Below are 19,609 nucleotides of genomic sequence, written 5' to 3'. Positions count from 1 at the left end.
ATATATTTAACGTTTATTCAATAATGAATTACTACTTCAGATTTTAGTTAACCAACATTTTTTATTTTATTTTCATCCGTGGGTAAATCGTAAACTTGGCATTCTGAAATACCGATAGTATCTCGAGTGATGCTTTCAACCTGTTCTTGCGTTTTTTCTGCATCAAGTACCCAGCTGCGATAAAATTCAAAAGGACACTCAGCAAGCCCTTTATTACCGTCACCCGAATTATAAATACCGGTATAGCCACGATGTAAAATCTTAAATAGATGGTTTTGTGATTGATCATATCGGCGAGCATCGCGGATTTCAGTTACTGAGAGTTGAGCATACTGCACACCCATTTCCTCTTCACCACATTCACCTAATGTATGTCCATCAAAACCAATAATCGCAGAATGCCCAAAGTAGGTATAAACCCCATCAAACCCAGTGCCATTTGCGACAGCAACATAACAGTTATTTGCCCATGCCATGGTTTTTGCCATCATTATCTGTTGTTCTTTAGCGGGATACATATAACCTTGACAACGAACAATGAGTTCTGCGCCTTTCATTGCGCAATCACGCCATATTTCAGGGTAATTTCCATCGTCACAAATGATTAGGCTTATTTTTAATCCTTTAGGTCCATCAGAAACATAAGTTTTATCGCCGGGGTACCAGCCTTCGATAGGGCACCATGGAATAATTTTACGGTATTTTTGGACTATATTACCGTTATCATCGATCAAAATAAGCGTGTTATAGGGCGCTTTTAAAGGATGTTCTTCATGTTGTTCACCCGTGATAGAAAATACCCCCCAAACCTTATTCGCTTTACAAGCCGCTGAAAATATTCTTGTTTCATCACCGGGAACCGTTGCTGCGGTAGCCATCATTTCTTCATGATCATACATGATCCCTTGGGTGCTATATTCAGGAAAAATAATAAGGTCAAGACCTGGAAAGCCTGTTTTTATACCCGCAATGACATCTGAAATTTTATTTGCATTTTCAATAACATCATCTCGGTTATGCAAGCGAGGTATTTTGTAATTAACGACAGCAACACCCACGGATGTAGGACTACTCGAAATATCACCATGTCTCATAGATTTCCTCTCTATATTATTTTTACTCGTTTAATGACTAAGTAAATGTAACTAAATGGAGGTATCAGGGGAGTTAATTCGCGACTATATGTGATAATTATCACGTTTTTTTGTAATCAGTTACTGGGGAGTATAATGTATTGATTTAAATAGAAAATACTTTTTTAAAAAATGACCCCTATAGTTTATTTGGTATTTTTATTGGTGAGTCATTGCGGTTTTTGTAGTGTGAAATGAGGTTAATCAGGCTGTGTAGGTATGTTATTTACTATGAATCATCTTTAAATATGGAAGGAAAAACTGGCAATATCGTCACATTGCTGCTTTTTAAAGTTATCTTTTAAGTAGATGGTTATTATTTTTTATTTCCAATAAGGCAGGATTAATGACTGATTACTCTGTGTGATAGGGTAGCGTTTAGAATAATACCTCAATACATTCATGAGGTAAGACTTTAGACTTGCTACCCAGATTGAATGCTGACCTATTGAAAATCGAAAAGTGGTGTTGGTTTACCATGATCATCGACAGCGACAAAGTTAAATTGACCATGGATCACTTCTTCGCGGCCTTCACGATACATATCTTCTAAAAAGATAGAAACATTTACTGTCAAACTTGTTCTACCAACACGGCTCACTTTACCCACTAATTCAACAATTGTGCCGGAGGGGATCGGGTGAGTGAAGTTGATTTTTTCGGTTGAAACGGTGACCAAACGTTTACGAGAAAAACGCGTTGCAGTAATAAAAGAGACTTCATCCATCCACGCAAGGGCGGTTCCACCAAATAAGGTATCATGATGGTTTGTGGTTGTAGGAAAAATAACCTTGGAAACACTGGTAATAGAATCTTCGATTTTTTGCGTGATTATCTCATCAACGTCAGAACGCATAATGTTGCCTTACAATTATTTGCTATGGGACTAAATTAGCCATATTTCACACCGTAGTGATGACTCGGTTTATATGTCCAAGCCATCCATATTGAATGTGGCTGGCGAATGATTACCTCATTGCTGCCACATTCCCCTTATTTAGGGTATATAAATTTATTGTTATACGCTATCCAAAATGAGTTACACCGGCGATGTTTCATTGATAATTATTTTTTGGGTCAATATAGGGACGTAGTCAAACACATATTCGTGAGCTTAAATATGGATGTTACCGGTTAAAAATAGCGTTGCTTCTCCAGTCAGTTTGACTCTCTCATTATCGACTGAACATAACACGACACCGCCACGAGCAGATATTTGATGACCGATTAGCTGATTTTTATTTAAACGTGCAGCCCATAATGGTGCGATAGCGCAATGCGAGGTACCTGTTACCGGATCTTCGTCGACCCCTTTGGCGGGAGCAAAGTAACGGGATACAAAATCAGCATTTGGGTTATCACTGAGGGCAGTAATGGTTAGGCCTGGTAGAGGGAGCGCGGCCATCGCGCTCAGATTAGGCGTACAGTTGGCAACTTGATTGGCATCACTTAAAAAGCAGACATAGCGGTCTTTAGCGAGCCATAATGATTCTATATCGACCCCTAAAATGTCGGTTAATTGAGGGTGATCGGTAACAGCAACCTGTTTTGTTTCTAGCACAGGGAAATCGAGTGTAAACCCTTTTTCATTTTTGTATACGATGAGTTCTCCAGAAAGAGATTGAAATACGAAAGGTGAAATCGGGTGTTGCTTAAACTGATGCAGTATAAATGCCGCCGCAAGTGTCGCGTGACCACATAATTTAACTTCTACGTTAGGTGTGAACCAGCGAATATGCTCTCCAACTAAGAATGCAGTTTCTGAAAGATTAATTTCAGCAGCAATAGCCATTAATTGATCATCTGGAAGCCATGTTTCGAGTAACACAATAGCAGCAGGATTACCGTGAAATTGTTGTTGAGTAAAGGCATCAACATAATAAACAGGAAAGGTTGTAGTACTCATAATGGTTTTCCAAAGGCAAGTTTAATAGGGTGCTAAATGAGTAAGAGGGAAAGGAGTATAGCGCTAATTAAGCATCAACATAATAGGTTAATGCTTGAAATAAAAATGCCCGATAGGCTGTAAAAACCTATCGGGCATAGAGACGTTAATGAGGATTATTCTGCTTTCGCTTCATTCTCATCTGCGTTTTTTAACATTTTTCTGACTGGGATAATTAAGGCAGCCAGAACAATGGCACAGATAACTAATGCTATTGAAACGTGTGAGAACAGCTCAGGCATTGAATTCAATTGTTCTTTATTGATATTACCACCCATAATACCAGCCGCAAGGTTACCGAGTGCGCTAGCACAGAACCACAGGCCCATCACTTGACCACGCATTTTTTGTGGTGCTAATAATGTCATTGTGGCTAACCCAATAGGGCTTAAGCACAGTTCACCCAATGTCAGCAACAAGATACTTGATACTAACCAGAAGGGAGAGACCCCCGTTTGTGTCGCTAGAACTTGATTAGCAGCCATCATCATGACCGCAAAACCTGCCGCAGCAAATAGGATACCAATGACAAATTTAGTCATGCTGCTTGGGTTCATATTGCGCTTGGCGAGGGAAGGCCAGAACCAGCTGAATACCGGCGCTAACAGAATGATGAATAATGCGTTGATAGATTGGAACCAAATCGTTGGGATTTCAAAGGAACCCATTTGGCGATCGGTATAGTCACGCGCGAAGATATTGAACGACGTTGGTTTTTGTTCAAACGCTGACCAGAAAAATGCGGCAGCAATGAGCAGTATTAAACAAGCCAGTAGACGTGAACGTTCGCTGCTATTTAGGCCTGCAAAGAAGAACATAAAGAAGAAATAGATACCAACACAAGTTGCAATGATATAAGCGGAGCTTTTTGCAATTGTCGATGCATTGAATGGGATCGTGCCATTATCGATTAAGATAACTAAGACTGCTAGCAATGCCATTGCAACAGTAACCCATTTACCAACATTTTTACGTTCTACAGTTGGACGGTTCCAAGTGGAATCTAATCCAACTTCTTTATCATATCGGCGCATTTGCGGAATGGCATAGAAACGGAAAATTAACAACGCGATCAACATACCGATGCCGCCTAGGCCAAAGCCGAGGTGCCAACCATATTTTTCATGTAAAGGGCCAATAATCAAAGGAGCAATAAATGACCCCATGTTAATGCCCATATAAAATAGTGAAAAACCACCATCACGACGAGTATCTTCTTTCTTGTACAGTGTCCCTACCATGACGGTGATACAAGTTTTAAATAAACCCGTACCTAATACAATTAGTAACAAACCGACGAAGAAAAAGGTATTACTCCAGAAGGCGGACATCGCGATGGATAGGTGACCGAACGCGATGATCAATGAGCCATACCAAACTGCTCGACGTTGCCCTAACCAGTTATCGGCAAGCCAGCCTCCAGGAAGTGAGGTGATATAAACACCACCAGCAAAGATACCGACAATTGCGGATGCTTGTTCAATGGGTAACCCCATTCCCCCTTGTAATAGTGCTGCACTCATAAATAATATGAGGAGAGGGCGTACACCATAGAAAGAAAACCGTTCCCACATTTCAGTGAGGAAGAGTGAACTTAGTGGGTACGGGTGCCCAAAAAAGGTTTTTGTTTTAGTCGCAGAATGACTCATCTGTGAACTCCGATAAATTATTTTTTGATTGGTTGTGCTTGGAAATACACCTAGCGAATCTGTAGGTGTTAAAATTTATAGATATGTTAACTTAATTTTGTAAACATATTTTTAACATACATTATTATAAAAACACTTATAAACAGAATATATTTCTTGTTAAAAGTGTATTTTTAAGGTGAAAAGTCGATATCAATCGCACTTTTCACGATAAGGTAGGCGACAATACAGGAATTTGGTTGACAAGAAAAGAGATGATTATAAAACAATCATAGCCTTCAAAAACATAAGCTTAAGTTATGTTTTCTCTGTTTTTTGCATAAAATGCTGTTATACCTACAATAAATCAGGGAAATGAATAAATAACTGCATTTATCAGCGGGCGGTATGGAACGAATTTTTTTAGCGAAAAAAAATTTTTTGCTTTCTATCACATTCAAACAGAGGGAGACTGACAACCTTGGGATTGTCGTTTAATGATGTACCATGAATAAATTAAATTGAATAACACCAAGGCTGCGGTAAAGAAAAACACAGCTCTAAAGCCATAACTTGCCGCAACAAATGATCCCATTAGTGGACCCGTGACGTTTCCCACATCACGTAATGCTTGGTTATAGCTAAAAATTCGGCCTGTCACTTGGTGAGAGATATTGTAAATAATTAATGTTTGTACGGCGGGTAATAAGGCCGCGTTTAATGCCCCGAGTAAAAAGCGTAGTGCGCCAAGCTCCCAATAATTACTGACAAGCCCCATCGGGAATAACACAAAAATAGAAGCGGCTAATACCGCCAGTAAAACTTTTTCAGGACCAATGCGGTCACTCAATTTACCTAACCGAGGGGCGCTAAGCAGGGCGGCGATACCGGGAATAGACGCGATGACACCACTAATAAAAGCTAAGTTTTCTGTTGTGCCAGCGAGATCACGAACATACAGTGTAATAACTGGGTTGATTGAGCCCATTGCTGCTTGGATAATCATGGTCGTAAAAAATAAGCTGATCACCAGATTTTTATTTTTTAGCGATGCAAAGACTTGCTTGTTATTAAGGGCATCTTGACGTGAAACTGGGGTAAAACGTTCTCGGACATAAAATAGCGTAACAATAAAGCAAATAAAGAGTACGCTAGCTGTAATAAAGAATACTGGGCGTAGGCCATATTGGTCGGCCAGTAATCCCCCAATAAGCGGACCAATTAATGCGCCACTTACCGCACCGGTTGCGAGCACGCCCATCGCCCAACCGCTTTTCTTAACCGGTACTTGCGTCGCAATTAATGCGTTAGCATTGGGAACAAATCCGCCGAGTAAGCCTAATAGCGCCCTAAGCGCGAGTAACTGCCAAATATTTTGAGCAAATCCAATTAATACCATTACGATGGCCATACCTAATGCCGAACGCAACAGCATTAACTTTCTGCCTTTTCGGTCGGATAATCGCCCCCAAAACGGCGCTGCAATCGCAGAAAACAAAAACGTAATACTGAAAACCGCACCTGTCCAAAGGTTTAAAGAGCTATGATCGGTCACGCCGAGTTCTTCGATATATAACGGAAGAAAAGGCATGATCAGACTAAATGCAGCCCCCGTTAAAAAACAACCAAACCAGACCACATAAAGGTTACGTTTCCAATAACTGTTTCTGTTTAACATAGACTCCTTACTCAACTGTAATGCTTAAAACACAGCGGCTGTCAGAAAACCGACAGCCGCTGTGTTTTATCAATGATGGATTTTGTCTAAATCACCGTACAATGAAGGTTCTCCTTCGGGACGTGTTTTGAACCGTCGATGTAGCCACATGTACTGTTCTGGGGCTAATAATATCGCTTGTTCAATGAGCTGGTTCATTTTTGTTGCCACCGCCACTTCATTATCAACGGGGAAGTTGTCGATAGCCGGTTGAATGATTAATTCATATCCTTTGCCGTTAGGTAATCGACGAGGAATAAAAGGTACAATTAACGGGTCGGCAAGGCGTAATAAAATCGCTGAACCATTTGTGGTTGCGGCATTTTTTACCGCGAACAGCGGTGCAAAAGAGCTGTTTCGAGGACCATAATCATGGTCAGGGGCATACCAGAGAATTTCCCCCTGTTTTAAGCTACGTACCATCCCTTTAACATCTTTCCGGTCTAACATATATTTATTAGAACGCAGACGCCCGCGAGTCTGTAACCAATCCATCAGCTTATTGTCATTTGGACGATAAACGCCAATGCCTGGATTAAGTATACCGAATGCTCTTGCTCCTAGCTCTAAGGTTAAAAAGTGGATCCCTAAAACGATAATGCCACGACCTGTTGATTGCGCCGCGAGCATATGTTCACGTCCTTCAATTTTAAACCAGCGACGGATACGCCATTCAGGCCAAAACCAAGCCATTCCTGTTTCAAAAACGCCCATGCCAACGGATGCAAAATTTTTGTTAATGTACTGTTGGCGTTTTTCTAAACTCATTTCAGGGAAGCAGAGTGCTAAATTACGATCGGCAATCTGTGCACGTTTTTTCAGTAACCGCTTCGATAGCATGCCTAAACGTGTGCCCATCCAATAGATCATGGGGTAGGGCAACAGAACGAGCAGGTACAGCAAGCCGATGCCAAACCAAGTGAGCCAGTAACGTGGGTGTAATAAACTTTTATGAAACTTTGGAGCTTGTATCATTGGTTTCCAAAAATTAGGTTAGTGATTTTATACCGTTGTTCGTTATTGACATTGTTATTATAACAACGATTAATCTATGGTTTTGACGACTAAAGCATCATGAAATGACTGATTTAGTTTAAACATTAGCCTATTTATCAATAATGTTCTTATTATAACAAATTATTCATTTAATAAATTAGCCGTCTGTAGCGTACTCATTAATTCAGCAATATTACGCACAGCCATTTTTTCCATCATTCGGGAGCGGTGTACTTCAACAGTTCGCACTGATACACAGGCGACGTCTGCAATTTCTCGGTTGATTAAGCCCTGTAAGACATACTTGCAAATCTCTTTCTCTCTCGGTGTCAGTGTTTGGTAGCGTTGCTGGATGAGGTAACTGGCCGTCGCTTGCGTTGTTTTTGTTTGAGCTTGTTCGAGTGTTTTAGCGAGCAATTGGCTATCAATGGGTTTTTGGAGAAAATCGACCGCACCCAGTTTGATTTGCTCGACAGCCATAGGGATGTCACCGTGACCAGAAAGAAAAATGACTGCTAATGTACTTTGCTGTTCTTTGAGTAATTGATGGACTTGGCGGCCATCAAGTTTTGGCATGCGCATATCGAGCAGTACCACACCTTCTTGATGAAGATTTGCTTGTTGGATAAATTGTTCACTGTCATTCCAAACCACAACGGTATAACCGAGTGTTTCAAGAAGAAATTGGCAGGCATCCGTGACAGCAGGATCATCGTCCACCAGATGTATAACAGGCATGAATAAGTACCTCATTTCATCAAACTGGGGTATCAATATCTAAACGGGTGAAGCGTGATTGTCTCATATTCACATGATTAATGTTATCAATAGTATGCGAAAGTAAATCGACATTCATTAAAATTTAGCGTGAGGGGATATGACTCCATTCTTATTGAACATCACCTTGAAAATAGATGACCTTCGCCTTCATGTTATCCGTCGATGTATGAAGGCGGTTGGTGTTTATACTTTTTCCTCATAAGGAAAGATTAAGGTCACTCTTAGGCCATTTAACCCCTCCTCACTCAGATTATTTTCAATACGAATATCCCCTCCTTGGCTTTGAATCAGCCGCTGACAAATCACTAAGCCAAGTCCGAGTCCCTCTTTTTTCGTCGTCGCAAAGGGCGTAATCCCTTGAGTGAGCTGTTCAGGCGCCATACCACCGGCATCATCTTGTAAAACCAATAAAAATCGTTCTGGTGCAAAGTGAAAACTAAAACATAAAGTCTTTGCACCAGCCTGTAAGCTATTACTGATTAGATTGGAGAGTAATTGGTCAAGTAGTGTTTCTGGGAGCTTCAAGCAGACATCATGGCTATTAGGTAAAATCAGTTTGACGAGAGGATAATGCTGTGGAACTCGTAGTAGCTGCCAGATATGTTGTATGGTCGGTATGACATATTGCTCACTTAAAGGTAACGCAACTTCTTGGTTTGGTTTTCCTGCCCATAACCGAAGATTGCGAATAATATCACCACCGCGCTGCGCTTGATTATCAATTTTAGTGAGGGCGTTAATCAGTGGATGTTCATCTGACTCTTTTTGAAGACGTAAAATACAGCCTTGGGCATAGTGGCGGATTGCCGAAAGAGGTTGGTTTAACTCATGAGCAAACCCAGAAGCCATTTCGCCTAATATATTCAGCCGTTGCGCCTTTGCTAAGTTGGCTTCTTGTTGTCGTAAGCGATTGTGCGCGTCTTCGAGTTGTCGACTTTTGCGACGAACTAAAAATGCGATCCAAACATGGTTGATGCCAAGTAGAATAAAAAACAGTACCGCGATGCTGATAGTGATTTGATGCTGGATCAGCCAACTCACAATATCTTGCCAAATTTGGCGTTGTTGTGGGTGTTGATTCACATCACGCAATAGCGTCTCAACTTGATTGACCGAGGCGGGGGCTCCCCAGCGCATACCTGACTTATCCGATGAAAGCAGTGTTTTAGTCACTTTATCAACTAAATTATCAGGAACATCATTCAGCGCGGCAAACGACCAATTCGGGTAGAGTTCTGTACTGGTTTTACAGGGTAAATTGCTCTCATGTTCGATTAAAGGACGGAAATGGTTTTTATCAATTAACCCTTCTTTATCCATATTCTCCAATAAACAGACAGGGATAATGGCCGCAGAAAGTGAGTCGTCCCGTAACGCATACAATAATGCATCGGCAGGAAAGCCGAGGAACTGCATGCGAAAATCTTTTTCGGCATCATAGCCCATATCTCGCAATACTTTATAACCTAACAGATAGCCTCCAAATGCATCCGGAGAAATTGCCCCCACCTTCTTACCGATGAGGTCTTTTATTTCGTTAACGTCGCTATCAGCGCGCACTAAAATAAGGCTACCAATCACATTGCGTGTTGTACTATCGGGTTCGACGGAAGAGCGTAAAGAGAGCAACCAACGTAGATGATAACGGCTATCTAATTGAATAAATTGTGCGGGATTAGTGAGTAAAAAGTCAATTTTGCGTTCTGAAATCGCATTACGCATCTCATCTAAATTAAGCGGCTGCAAAGTGAAATGCTCATCAGGCAGCGCATTATTCAATGTATCAATTAATGTTTGCCAATGGGTTTGGGTTGAGTTAGCACCGCGTAAGGCAAGCACCCCAATTTTCCATTCTGCTGCCATGGCCGGAAATGACCCGGCAATAAGAATGATTATCAGTAATCGATACAAAGACATAGAGTATTTCTTTAACATATTTGGCTTATTAGTTGCGTTAGATCAATTTAGCTACGGGTATGTGGTAAACCACAATAGGGTCGTTACGCTGCCCCTCTTACAATAAGACCAATTAAAGATAACACACCGTTTTTAAAGAGAAATAAGAATTACTGGGGTTATCAAAAATAGCTTGATGTAACAGGTAAATAAAACCTGTAAAACCAAAAGAATAGCAATTTTTATCCTCTATTTTAGCATTAGCAATGTCCTACTGGAGCCAATTATGGATCTGAGTAAACGAAAATTTCTACAACAATTAGGAGCTGTGACTGCCGGGGCATCGTTGATACCGATTGCTGAAGCAGGACTTAATTTCGCTCCAACTCGTCGTGAAGGTAATCCTGAAAAGCGTTATGGAATGCTGATCGATTTACGCCGCTGTGTCGGTTGTCAATCATGTACTGTTAGCTGTGCTGTTGAGAATCAGACGCCACAAGGCCAATTCCGGACGACGGTTAACCAATATCAAGTCTCTTTGCAAGGTGAAGAAGGGCTGACAAACGTCCTGTTGCCCCGTTTATGTAACCATTGCGATAACCCGCCTTGTGTGCCTGTTTGTCCTGTGCAAGCAACGTTCCAACGTGAAGATGGCATCGTGGTGATTGATAATGAACGCTGTGTTGGCTGCGCCTATTGTGTTCAAGCCTGCCCATACGATGCGCGTTTTATCAACCACACAACACAAACCGCAGATAAATGTACTTTCTGTGCTCATCGCCTTGAGGTGGGATTATTACCTGCTTGTGTTGAATCCTGTGTTGGTGGGGCACGCATTATCGGTGATTTAAAAGATCCGAATAGTACTATTCGGAAAATGCTCACAGAACATGAAGCAGAAATTAAAGTTCTTAAACCTGAAAGTGGCACATTACCGCAAGTGTTTTATTTAGGTCTGGATGATGCTTTTGTTCAGCCGTTAGCCGGCAAAGGGCAACCAGCACTGTGGCAGGAGGTGTTCTGATGAGTGAACAAGTGGCTTATATCTCAGAAATTATGGCTCAACCGCAAGAGTTTTTTTGGTTGCCTTGGGCGGTTCAGTATTTCTTTTTTATCGGTATTGCAGCATGTGCAACCTTGTACGCTTGTTACTTACACTGGCAAGCTAAGAGTGAAAATAGCCGTTTAGAAATGATAGCGGTATTTATCACGATAACGATGGGTATTACAGCACCATTAGCATTGACAGCGGATCTGCACCAAACGGCTCGTGTATGGCATTTCTATGCCCATCCAACCATTTGGTCATGGATGTGGTGGGGATCTGTGCTGTTGCCTTTATTTACGACCTTTACTGGCCTGTATTTCATCGCACTCTTGGTTAAGTTTATTTGGAAAAAAGAGTTTAAAGCAACGCGTTGGGTTGCGCTATTGTCTGCTCTATCCGCCATAGGGTTATTGCTGTATACCGGACGTGAAGCGTCAGTATTAATCGCACGACCAATTTGGTTTAGCTGGTGGATCCCAGTATTGCTATTCTTCAGTGCAATGCAAGCAGTGCCCGCTTTAATCGGTTTAGGTGCACGACGTGAGCCACAATATCAACAACGTCTAGCACGTTTTCAGGTCATCACCTTACTTTTATTAGCCGTGTGCTTCGCATTATGGTTATCAGGTGACACCATTTCAGGTATTGCAGTACGTCATCAACTCGATGTAGCAAGCCCTGGCTGGTGGATGTTAATGGGGATTTGTGCACTATGGGTTGCCGCGTTATTGATGTCAGTATTCAATCTGAAGGCGACTCGTTCGATAGGTTATATCACCGTTGCTGCATTAGTCGCGATGGGGCTAACTTGGAGTTTACGTTGGGTATTCTTGATGGAAGTTCAAGCGGTACCAAAATACAACGTTATCGTTAATCCATATCATTTCCCGATGGGCACTGATGGGCTACTCGCATTACTCGGTACATTCGGATTGTGGATTGCACTAATTATTATCGTTCGTGAAGGTGTTCGTTGGTTTGCAAGGAGAGTGCAACATGGCTAAATTCTCAAGACGTCAATGGCTTAAAGGTGGTTTAGTTGTCGGTGGATTAGCACTGTTTGGTGCAGGTTACCGTGACGTTGCTAAGCGTGCAGTCGATGGCCTCGCCAATGGCACCTCCGGTAAAGTGACATTAGATCGTATCAATGGCAACTCATTACGTCCTGAAGGCCAAGCGAATGGTGGCTGGAAGGAAAATCCAGAACAAGTCGTTGCCATGACACAATGCTTCGGTTGTTGGACACAGTGTGGTATTCGCGCACGTGTTGATACGGCAAAGAATGAAGTATTACGTATTGCAGGTAACCCATACCATCCACTTTCTCATGAAAAGCATTTTCCTTACGGTATGCCTTTGAAAACGGCCTTCAACAAAATGGGGGGAGAAAGTGGTTTAGAGCATCGTTCAACGGCATGTGCACGTGGTGCGACGTTGATGGAAGGACTAACGAGTCCGTTACGTATCCTAGAGCCAATGAAGCGTGTTGGTCAGCGTGGTGAAGGTAAATGGGAACGTATTAGTTTTGAGCAACTGATTAAAGAAGTGGTTGAGGGCGGTGATTTATTTGGAGAGGGACATGTTGATGGACTACGTGCTATTCGTGACCTCGAAACCCCTCTGGATCCTGCACAACCCAAATTAGGTCCAAAAGCAAACCAATTATTAGTCACTAATGCTGGGGATGATGGCCGAGATGGTTTCATTCGACGCTTTGCGCAAAATGCGTTTGGTAGCAAGAACTTTGGTGCTCACGGCTCCTATTGTGGTTTAGCCTATCGTGCGGGTTCTGGTGCATTAATGGATGATTTGGATAAAAACGCACACGTCAAACCCGATTGGGATAACGTTCGTTTTGCCTTATTTATTGGAACCTCACCAGCACAGTCAGGTAACCCATTTAAACGTCAAGGTCGCCAATTAGCGTCTGCTCGTTTACGAGATAATTTTAACTATGTCGTAGTTGCGCCTGCATTACCGTTAACGACAACACTTGCTAACGATCATGGTCATTGGGTACCTGTTCAACCGGGTACTGATGCCGCGCTCGTCATGGGAATGATCCGCTGGATCATCGAAAATGAGCGTTATAATGCGGCCTATTTGAGTGTGCCGAGCGAAAAATCGATGCAAGCAGCGGGGGAGAAGAGTTGGACTAACTCGACGCACTTGGTGATCACTGATGACGCACATCCATTAGCGGGACAATTATTACTTGCTTCACACTTGAATGGACAAGTCGCGGATGATGAACAAAGTAAAAAAGCATACTTGGTACAGGATGCATCGGGTGAGCTAAAACTTGCTGATGATGTCACGAATGCACAACTTTTTGTGACGCGTAAAGTAACGTTACATGATGGTAGTGAAGTTACTGTGAAATCAAGTTTCCAATGCTTAAAAGAAGCGGCTGAGCGCATGACTCTAGAAGAGTATAGCGAACGTTGCCAAGTTCCTGTGAAGACGATCGAATCATTGGGTCGCGCCTTGACCTCTTATGATCGTCAAGCCGCTGTAATTTCCCATGGTGGGATGATGGGAGGCAATGGTTTTTATACCGCTTGGTCGGTCATTATGTTGAATGCACTGATTGGTAACTTAAACCTCAAAGGGGGAGTCTCTGTTGGTGGCGGCAAATTTAACGGCGAAACCGATGGTCCTCGTTATAAGATAGCGAGCTATGCAGGTAAAGTGAAACCAAAGGGTGTCGTATTATCACGTAGTAACGAAGTCTATGAAAAATCTGATGAATTCAAGGCTCGTGTCGCTGCGGGTGAATCACCTTATCCTGCGAAAGCACCTTGGTATCCGTTTGCTAAAGGCCAATTAACAGAGCAATTAGCATCGGCACTGATGGGATATCCCTATCAATTGAAGGCGTGGATCACCAATATGACGAACCCTGTTTACGGTATTGCAGGGATCCGTCAAGTGATGGAAGAGAAACTGAAAGATCCAAAACATCTTCCTCTTATCATTGGTATTGATGCCTTTATGAATGAAACCACCGCATTGGCTGACTATATCATTCCTGATACTCATAATTTTGAAAGTTGGGGATTCAGTGCTCCTTGGTCTGGCGTCCAGGTCAAAGCAAGTACAGCTCGCTGGCCGATTGTTGAGCCGCGTACCGCGAAAACGGCGGATGGTCAGCCTATTTCGATGGAAGCATTCTGTATTGCGGTCGCTAAAGAACTAAACCTTCCAGGATTTGGTGATAACGTTATTGAAGATATGGATGGCAATAAACATTCATTGAACAGTGCAGAAGATTATTATCTACGTGTGGCAGCGAATATGGCTTGGTTGGGTGAGAAGCCTGTACCAGAAGCGGCAAGCGAAGACATTCAGCTCAGTGGTGTGGAACGCATTATGCCAGCCATGGAGAAAACACTAAAACCTGAAGAGATCAGACGCGTAGCCTATATCTATACACGTGGTGGTCGTTTTGCTCCTTATGAAAAAGCATGGGATGGTGATGCGACAGGACCACAATGGAAAAAAGGTTTACAGATTTGGAACCCAACGGTTGCGGTTAATCGCCATGCCATTACAGGCGAGCGTTACAGTGGATGTCCAACCTATTATCCACCGCGTTTAGCTAATGGTGAGGATGTAAACAATATCTTCCCACCAAACGAATGGCCATTAAAACTCATGTCATTTAAATCACATGTTATGAGCAGTTCTACCACGATGATTGAACGCTTACGCCATGTGAAGCCGACCAACCTTGTGGCTATTCACCCTAATGATGCACAAAAAATGGGGGTTAAACATGGCGATTGGGTCAAAATCACGACGCCAGGAGGCCATGTAGAAGCTCAAATCAGTGTATTAGACGGTGTGATGCCAGGGGTACTTGCGATTGAACATGGCTATGGTCACAAAGAAATGGGGGCGAAACAGCACTTTCTTGATGGTGAACCGATGCCGATGAATGCAGCGAATGGTTCAGGTATCAACCTAAATGACCTAGGTTTTGCCGACCCAACGCGTGAAGTGGCAAACACGTGGTTAGATTGGGTTTCAGGAGCATCGGTAAGACAAGGATTGCCTGCTCGTATTGAACTTATTGGTTAGAAATAACAGGTGGCCAGAGAGGAGGGTTCTGGTCACATTCAGTTTAGACAGTTGACATTGCGCTTACGATGTAGCTACCTCATCGTAACTTCGGCAGATGCCAAGGAGGGGGAGCCCTCCTTTTTTTCGCATATTACTCAGTGTATTCGAGGCGTAAGTAAAGGTGAACTCACTTCATTGAGTGTTAAGCTTTGGTACATCAAGACACCTAACAAGATAAACACAATCCCAGCACATAAGCTAATCGCTATTCCCCAATACGGCGAAAAAGGGGGACTGCGCGTTTTCGTTATCCGCATTGCGCTATCACGCATAAAATAGACAAAACAAGCGATTAAACAAATCGTTAAGGCTGTCCCCATTGCCATCGCTAGGGCGGCAAGTACTCCCCACAGATAAACGCCTATTACTGACGAAAATAGCAAAACAAGTATCGCCCCTGAACAAGGGCGTAGCCCCATAGAGAGCACGACAAGGATTTGTGTACGTATACTCGTTTGTAATTGACTACTTGAAACAACGTGTTGATGACCACAACCGCAAACAGCATCCGTGGAAAGTGTCGGTTTAAGAACGGCGCCATGGCTTAGTTTCGATGGTGAAATTGTGTGTATTTTCCATACAGATGCCGGGCGTCTTTGAGCGGTTTTATACCACTGGTGAATCGCCTTTAAACAGAACAAAAAACCGAGCAAGATGACGAATGCATAGCTGAGTTTTTCACTGTATAAGCTGACTATATTGAGGTGGCGGGTGGATAATTGGAAAACGACTAAGATAACGGAGACGAGGACAATCGCCATACCACCTTGTAACAGGGAGGCCAGTAAACTGAGTAGGACACTCTGTTTTAGGCGAGTTGGTTGTGTTGCAATATAAGTACTAATAATCAATTTACCATGGCCAGGGCCAACCGCATGTAAAAAGCCATAGAGAAAGCTGACCGCGACAAGTAAGCTTCCTGCTTGTAAAGGGGCTCGTTGAGTTGATTGCAATAACTCAGTCAGAGAAAGATTTAACTGACGTTGCCAAGCAACACTGGTTTGTAACCAAAGGGGCCAGTACTGGTAAATTTGATAAGCAACAGCGCTAAGAGTTACGAATAATAAGAGACTGATGACAATTTTGGGGCGTAAAACTTGAGCTAATCGACTTATTGGCATTGTATTTTTACCTTCTGAGCAAATTGCAGCCCTAAGGTTGTGTCCTCTTCAGGTGTCTGATTAATATCAAGTGAATAAGCATAGAAACGTAATTCGTCAGACACGTTAGGCTCTTGCAAGGTGAGGTGGCATGATGCGGCATTAAGCGCTTGTGGGGCAATCACCGATTGCTGATTGGGGTAAGTCATGCTGACAAAAAAGGTGGGGTCATAGGTCATGAACTCGATATTTGAACCTTTTATCGCGATAGGCTGTTTCAAAACCATGCTAAAAGAGAAAATTAGTTGCAGCCCTTCACGGCGTAATTGGTAATGGCTCGGTATTGTGTGGAAGGCCACTTTTTTGCCTTGCGAATAAAAATCGGTGAAATAGTCTTGAGCTAGAATATTTGCCATAAGCGTTGCTGCCTGAGCTTTCCATTTAGGGTCATCTTCCTTACTATTTTTCAGTTCATAAGCAATATCAGCGGACGTCATGGGATCCATTTTCCAAGTAAACGTTAGGCCAATAAATTGCTGTTGCTTGATATCTGGCACTACTTGCATATCGATAAAGCTATGAGGATGAGAAATACTTTTTGCTGTGAATATTAAACAGAGAACAAGAAGCAACGCTTTGAATTTCATAGGCGATCTATGTTAATGAGTCGGATTGAGTAAATAATGTCAAATTTTAATGTTATAATGTAACTTAATTTCACGTTGAAATAAACTCATCTATTACGGTAAGTTTCCCTTTTGTATTACTGAAAAACAAAACCCCTTAACATTAGGGGTTTTTTATTAACAAAATAACAGCGATAATATTGGCGAATGAGCTCGTGTGGACACTTCGTGGACACCATCTGATTTTAAGCTTTAACGATGAGTTAGTTACAAAGGAAAAGAGAACACCATGCCAGTGTTACACAATCAAGTTTCGAATAAAATTCTTAAAGAACGTATGTTGGCTGAGACTGAGCCGCGAACAACGATTTCTTTTTATAAATATTTCAATATCCAAGATCCGGTCGAGTTTAGAAATGATTGGTATGTGAAATTCAAAGCACTTAATGTGTTTGGGCGAGTGTATATTGCTAAAGAAGGTATCAATGCGCAAATCAGCATACCTTCATCAAAGGTTGACGCACTACGCGAACTTATTTATCAGACTAGCCCTGAATTAGATGGCTTACGCCTTAACATTGCTATCGACGATGACGGAAAATCTTTCTGGGTACTTCGCATGAAAGTTCGTGATCGTGTGGTTGCTGATGGTATTACAGATGATTCGTTTGACGCTTCAAAGACGGGACAGTATCTCAAAGCGGAACAAGTGAATGAGATGATTGATGATCCAAACACTGTTTTTGTGGATATGCGCAACCATTATGAATATGAAGTAGGCCATTTCGAAAATGCACTGGAAGTGCCATCTGATACTTTCAGAGAGCAACTACCAATGGCTGTTGACATGTTGCAACAACAAAAAGATAAAAACATTGTCATGTACTGTACTGGTGGGATCCGTTGTGAAAAAGCTAGCGCATACATGCTGCATAATGGCTTTAAAAACGTCTACCATGTTGAAGGTGGTATTATTGAGTATGCGCGTAAAGCGAGAGAACAGGGTTTACCTTTGCGTTTCAAAGGGAAAAACTTTGTGTTCGATAACCGCATGGGAGAGCGTATCACTGATGAAGTATTAGCGCATTGTCACCAATGTGGTGAGCCTTGTGACTCACATACTAATTGCCGGAATGATGGATGCCATTTATTATTTATCCAATGCCCATCTTGTGCTGAGAAATATGAAGGCTGCTGTAGCGCTGCATGTACTGAAGAAATGAAATTACCTGAAGAGCAGCAACGTGCCCGCCGAGCAGGCCGTGAAGTCAGCAATAAAATATTTAATAAATCACGTCATCGTTTAGAGGATGGCTTATTAAATAGTGATAATTAATTTTTAAAAAAGCCCTATGTAGGGCTTTTTTTTAATAGAGATATTTAAAAATATTATAAATAAAGAAAAGCTCTATACGATTTTTAACATACACTTTTGTGACGATATGCCTCTTTTGTGAATAAACCGTACTATTACTGATCCCCAATTTCTTAGAAATAAGGTGATTAGGTGTTTCATTCATCCAACTATTAATAATGCACTGTTCTTTTAATGTAAATATTGATGAGTTTGATTTATTTGTTAGTTTTATTGTTTCCTTGATATGTTCTGAATCATTAATCACTTTATCTAAAGTAGGAATAATGATTTTTTTAGACATAATAAAATAGTTGTCCTTTAATAATAATGGCTTGTCTGATATTGGGTAGGTGGCATTGATATAAATATAAAACCTTGTTTCATTCGATGATGTTAAAAGTTTTTTTAGTGATAAGCAATAATTAGAGTGATGGCAATAGTAAGTTAAATTCACAAGGACTATTGTCGGTTTGGTGTCATTAATACAACTAATCGCTTCATCAATACACCCCACACTGATAAACTCTAATTTTTTATTAGATGATAAATATTCGGTAATGCCAATTCGAGTATAATAACACTCATCAATCACTAGTATTCTCATAAGGAACATCCTTGTTCGAAAAGAATATTACAATAAATTGTAAGGGATATTAAAGTCAATAAACTAAAGATAAAAAATAATTAATTTTGTTTGTTTATGATAATAAATCGAAAATAACAATTATCAATTTTATGCTATTAATATTAACTATATTAAATATAAAGATTGAATCTATTTAAATTAAGAATAAGAAGGCATTGAATGTGCTAATGGATATTGGGGATAAACCCGAATATCCATTACTTTCTCTAGTGCGTTTTAAAATCTGGTTCTACATAATCACCAGATTCTATTTTATCGATACCGGCTTGTAGAATATTAATCAGCTGCCTTGCTACATCGGTTGTTAACCACATTGTCTTGTCAACAACAGCACTTTCACTATTTTCACTTTTTTCTGGCAAATAATGCAAACGCAGCATCATTGCATCATAGGCATCAACGGTACTGATGTCCCAACCAACAACAGGGTGGGTTTGAATCACATCATTTTTTCTATTCATAGACACCTCCTAATCATACTACGTGATAAATACATATCGATAACTGACTAAGGGCGAGATACTCATAACGAGTATCACTTAGTATAAAAGGATTTTGTCATTTGAAAAGAGGAAAGTCGTTTTTTTTGCATCTAAATGACAGATTATGCAA

At 41.4% G+C, this 19,609-nt stretch carries 16 protein-coding genes; 4 read left to right on the top strand and 12 right to left on the bottom strand.

The window, feature by feature from the left end; translation table 11 throughout:
* Window positions 1-47: 47 nt before the first annotated feature.
* The 8 genes from ACWPW6_RS12435 to ttrS all read right to left on the bottom strand — a co-directional run bounded on the left by ACWPW6_RS12435 (window position 48) and on the right by ttrS (window position 10,116).
* Window positions 48-1,094: an aliphatic amidase gene (locus ACWPW6_RS12435; protein WP_154624631.1), complete on the bottom strand. Its 1,047-nt coding sequence runs from the start codon at window positions 1,092-1,094 to the stop codon at window positions 48-50.
* A gap of 484 nt (window positions 1,095-1,578) precedes the next feature.
* Entirely contained in the window at window positions 1,579-1,989 is a 411-nt protein-coding gene (locus tag ACWPW6_RS12430; RefSeq protein ID WP_154624630.1) for an acyl-CoA thioesterase, read from the bottom strand.
* A 258-nt stretch (window positions 1,990-2,247) separates the two neighbouring features.
* Window positions 2,248-3,039, bottom strand: coding sequence for a PhzF family phenazine biosynthesis protein (locus tag ACWPW6_RS12425; RefSeq protein WP_163862408.1), 792 nt, complete (start codon window positions 3,037-3,039; stop codon window positions 2,248-2,250).
* A gap of 155 nt (window positions 3,040-3,194) precedes the next feature.
* Complete coding sequence (locus tag ACWPW6_RS12420; RefSeq protein WP_154624628.1) at window positions 3,195-4,727, bottom strand: peptide MFS transporter; 1,533 nt, start codon at window positions 4,725-4,727, stop codon at window positions 3,195-3,197.
* Between the two features lie 436 nt (window positions 4,728-5,163).
* A complete protein-coding gene (mdtG, locus tag ACWPW6_RS12415) occupies window positions 5,164-6,384 on the bottom strand; it encodes a multidrug efflux MFS transporter MdtG (RefSeq protein ID WP_154623011.1) in 1,221 nt (406 codons plus the stop codon).
* A 69-nt stretch (window positions 6,385-6,453) separates the two neighbouring features.
* The gene (locus ACWPW6_RS12410; protein ID WP_154623010.1) at window positions 6,454-7,398 is read right to left on the bottom strand and encodes a Kdo(2)-lipid IV(A) acyltransferase; all 945 of its coding nucleotides are present in this window, start codon (window positions 7,396-7,398) and stop codon (window positions 6,454-6,456) included.
* 162 nt (window positions 7,399-7,560) lie between these two features.
* Window positions 7,561-8,157: a tetrathionate respiration response regulator TtrR gene (gene ttrR, locus ACWPW6_RS12405; protein ID WP_154623009.1), complete on the bottom strand. Its 597-nt coding sequence runs from the start codon at window positions 8,155-8,157 to the stop codon at window positions 7,561-7,563.
* 225 nt (window positions 8,158-8,382) lie between these two features.
* Window positions 8,383-10,116: a tetrathionate respiration histidine kinase TtrS gene (ttrS, locus tag ACWPW6_RS12400; RefSeq protein ID WP_249999029.1), complete on the bottom strand. Its 1,734-nt coding sequence runs from the start codon at window positions 10,114-10,116 to the stop codon at window positions 8,383-8,385.
* 265 nt (window positions 10,117-10,381) lie between these two features.
* On the opposite strand from ttrS, the gene ttrB reads away from it, so the two are divergent.
* From ttrB to ttrA, 3 genes are read left to right on the top strand one after another with little or no spacing between them, the layout of a single operon-like run.
* The gene (ttrB, locus tag ACWPW6_RS12395; RefSeq protein ID WP_154623007.1) at window positions 10,382-11,119 is read left to right on the top strand and encodes a tetrathionate reductase subunit TtrB; all 738 of its coding nucleotides are present in this window, start codon (window positions 10,382-10,384) and stop codon (window positions 11,117-11,119) included.
* Window positions 11,119-12,147: a tetrathionate reductase subunit TtrC gene (gene ttrC / locus ACWPW6_RS12390; protein WP_154623006.1), complete on the top strand. Its 1,029-nt coding sequence runs from the start codon at window positions 11,119-11,121 to the stop codon at window positions 12,145-12,147. Before ttrB ends, ttrC begins: the two co-directional genes overlap by 1 nt.
* Window positions 12,140-15,226: a tetrathionate reductase subunit TtrA gene (ttrA, locus tag ACWPW6_RS12385; RefSeq protein WP_163862398.1), complete on the top strand. Its 3,087-nt coding sequence runs from the start codon at window positions 12,140-12,142 to the stop codon at window positions 15,224-15,226. Before ttrC ends, ttrA begins: the two co-directional genes overlap by 8 nt.
* A 137-nt stretch (window positions 15,227-15,363) precedes the next feature.
* Here the strand turns inward: ttrA and ACWPW6_RS12380 are convergent, their stop codons facing one another.
* Both ACWPW6_RS12380 and ACWPW6_RS12375 read right to left on the bottom strand, forming a co-directional pair.
* Window positions 15,364-16,389, bottom strand: coding sequence for a nickel/cobalt transporter (locus ACWPW6_RS12380; protein ID WP_249999027.1), 1,026 nt, complete (start codon window positions 16,387-16,389; stop codon window positions 15,364-15,366).
* A complete protein-coding gene (locus tag ACWPW6_RS12375) occupies window positions 16,380-17,015 on the bottom strand; it encodes a DUF1007 family protein (RefSeq protein WP_154623003.1) in 636 nt (211 codons plus the stop codon). Before ACWPW6_RS12375 ends, ACWPW6_RS12380 begins: the two co-directional genes overlap by 10 nt.
* A 268-nt stretch (window positions 17,016-17,283) precedes the next feature.
* On the opposite strand from ACWPW6_RS12375, the gene trhO reads away from it, so the two are divergent.
* A complete protein-coding gene (trhO, locus tag ACWPW6_RS12370; RefSeq protein WP_154623002.1) occupies window positions 17,284-18,330 on the top strand; it encodes an oxygen-dependent tRNA uridine(34) hydroxylase TrhO in 1,047 nt (348 codons plus the stop codon).
* Window positions 18,331-18,361: 31 nt separating this feature from the next.
* Here the strand turns inward: trhO and ACWPW6_RS12365 are convergent, their stop codons facing one another.
* Window positions 18,362-18,955, bottom strand: a complete 594-nt coding sequence (locus ACWPW6_RS12365) for a LuxR C-terminal-related transcriptional regulator (protein WP_163862390.1) — start codon at window positions 18,953-18,955, stop codon at window positions 18,362-18,364.
* 248 nt (window positions 18,956-19,203) lie between these two features.
* On the bottom strand, window positions 19,204-19,458 hold the full coding sequence (gene bssS, locus ACWPW6_RS12360) for a biofilm formation regulator BssS (RefSeq protein WP_154635662.1): 255 nt from the start codon (window positions 19,456-19,458) through the stop codon (window positions 19,204-19,206).
* Window positions 19,459-19,609 lie beyond the last annotated feature (151 nt).

Source organism: Providencia sp. Marseille-Q8014, assembly GCF_965112055.1.
The sequence above is the reverse complement of the archived record's forward strand: the minus strand, read 5'-3'. Positions and strand labels throughout refer to the sequence as shown.

What these genes read in the sequence shown, in the direction of transcription:
- ACWPW6_RS12435 (WP_154624631.1), bottom strand. Translation starts at nt 1,094, where the DNA reads ATGAGACATGGTGATATTTCGAGTAGTCCTACATCCGTGGGTGTTGCT.
- ACWPW6_RS12430 (WP_154624630.1), bottom strand. Translation starts at nt 1,989, where the DNA reads ATGCGTTCTGACGTTGATGAGATAATCACGCAAAAAATCGAAGATTCT.
- ACWPW6_RS12425 (WP_163862408.1), bottom strand. Translation starts at nt 3,039, where the DNA reads ATGAGTACTACAACCTTTCCTGTTTATTATGTTGATGCCTTTACTCAA.
- ACWPW6_RS12420 (WP_154624628.1), bottom strand. Translation starts at nt 4,727, where the DNA reads ATGAGTCATTCTGCGACTAAAACAAAAACCTTTTTTGGGCACCCGTAC.
- mdtG (WP_154623011.1), bottom strand. Translation starts at nt 6,384, where the DNA reads ATGTTAAACAGAAACAGTTATTGGAAACGTAACCTTTATGTGGTCTGG.
- ACWPW6_RS12410 (WP_154623010.1), bottom strand. Translation starts at nt 7,398, where the DNA reads ATGATACAAGCTCCAAAGTTTCATAAAAGTTTATTACACCCACGTTAC.
- ttrR (WP_154623009.1), bottom strand. Translation starts at nt 8,157, where the DNA reads ATGCCTGTTATACATCTGGTGGACGATGATCCTGCTGTCACGGATGCC.
- ttrS (WP_249999029.1), bottom strand. Translation starts at nt 10,116, where the DNA reads ATGTCTTTGTATCGATTACTGATAATCATTCTTATTGCCGGGTCATTT.
- ttrB (WP_154623007.1), top strand. Translation starts at nt 10,382, where the DNA reads ATGGATCTGAGTAAACGAAAATTTCTACAACAATTAGGAGCTGTGACT.
- ttrC (WP_154623006.1), top strand. Translation starts at nt 11,119, where the DNA reads ATGAGTGAACAAGTGGCTTATATCTCAGAAATTATGGCTCAACCGCAA.
- ttrA (WP_163862398.1), top strand. Translation starts at nt 12,140, where the DNA reads ATGGCTAAATTCTCAAGACGTCAATGGCTTAAAGGTGGTTTAGTTGTC.
- ACWPW6_RS12380 (WP_249999027.1), bottom strand. Translation starts at nt 16,389, where the DNA reads ATGCCAATAAGTCGATTAGCTCAAGTTTTACGCCCCAAAATTGTCATC.
- ACWPW6_RS12375 (WP_154623003.1), bottom strand. Translation starts at nt 17,015, where the DNA reads ATGAAATTCAAAGCGTTGCTTCTTGTTCTCTGTTTAATATTCACAGCA.
- trhO (WP_154623002.1), top strand. Translation starts at nt 17,284, where the DNA reads ATGCCAGTGTTACACAATCAAGTTTCGAATAAAATTCTTAAAGAACGT.
- ACWPW6_RS12365 (WP_163862390.1), bottom strand. Translation starts at nt 18,955, where the DNA reads ATGAGAATACTAGTGATTGATGAGTGTTATTATACTCGAATTGGCATT.
- bssS (WP_154635662.1), bottom strand. Translation starts at nt 19,458, where the DNA reads ATGAATAGAAAAAATGATGTGATTCAAACCCACCCTGTTGTTGGTTGG.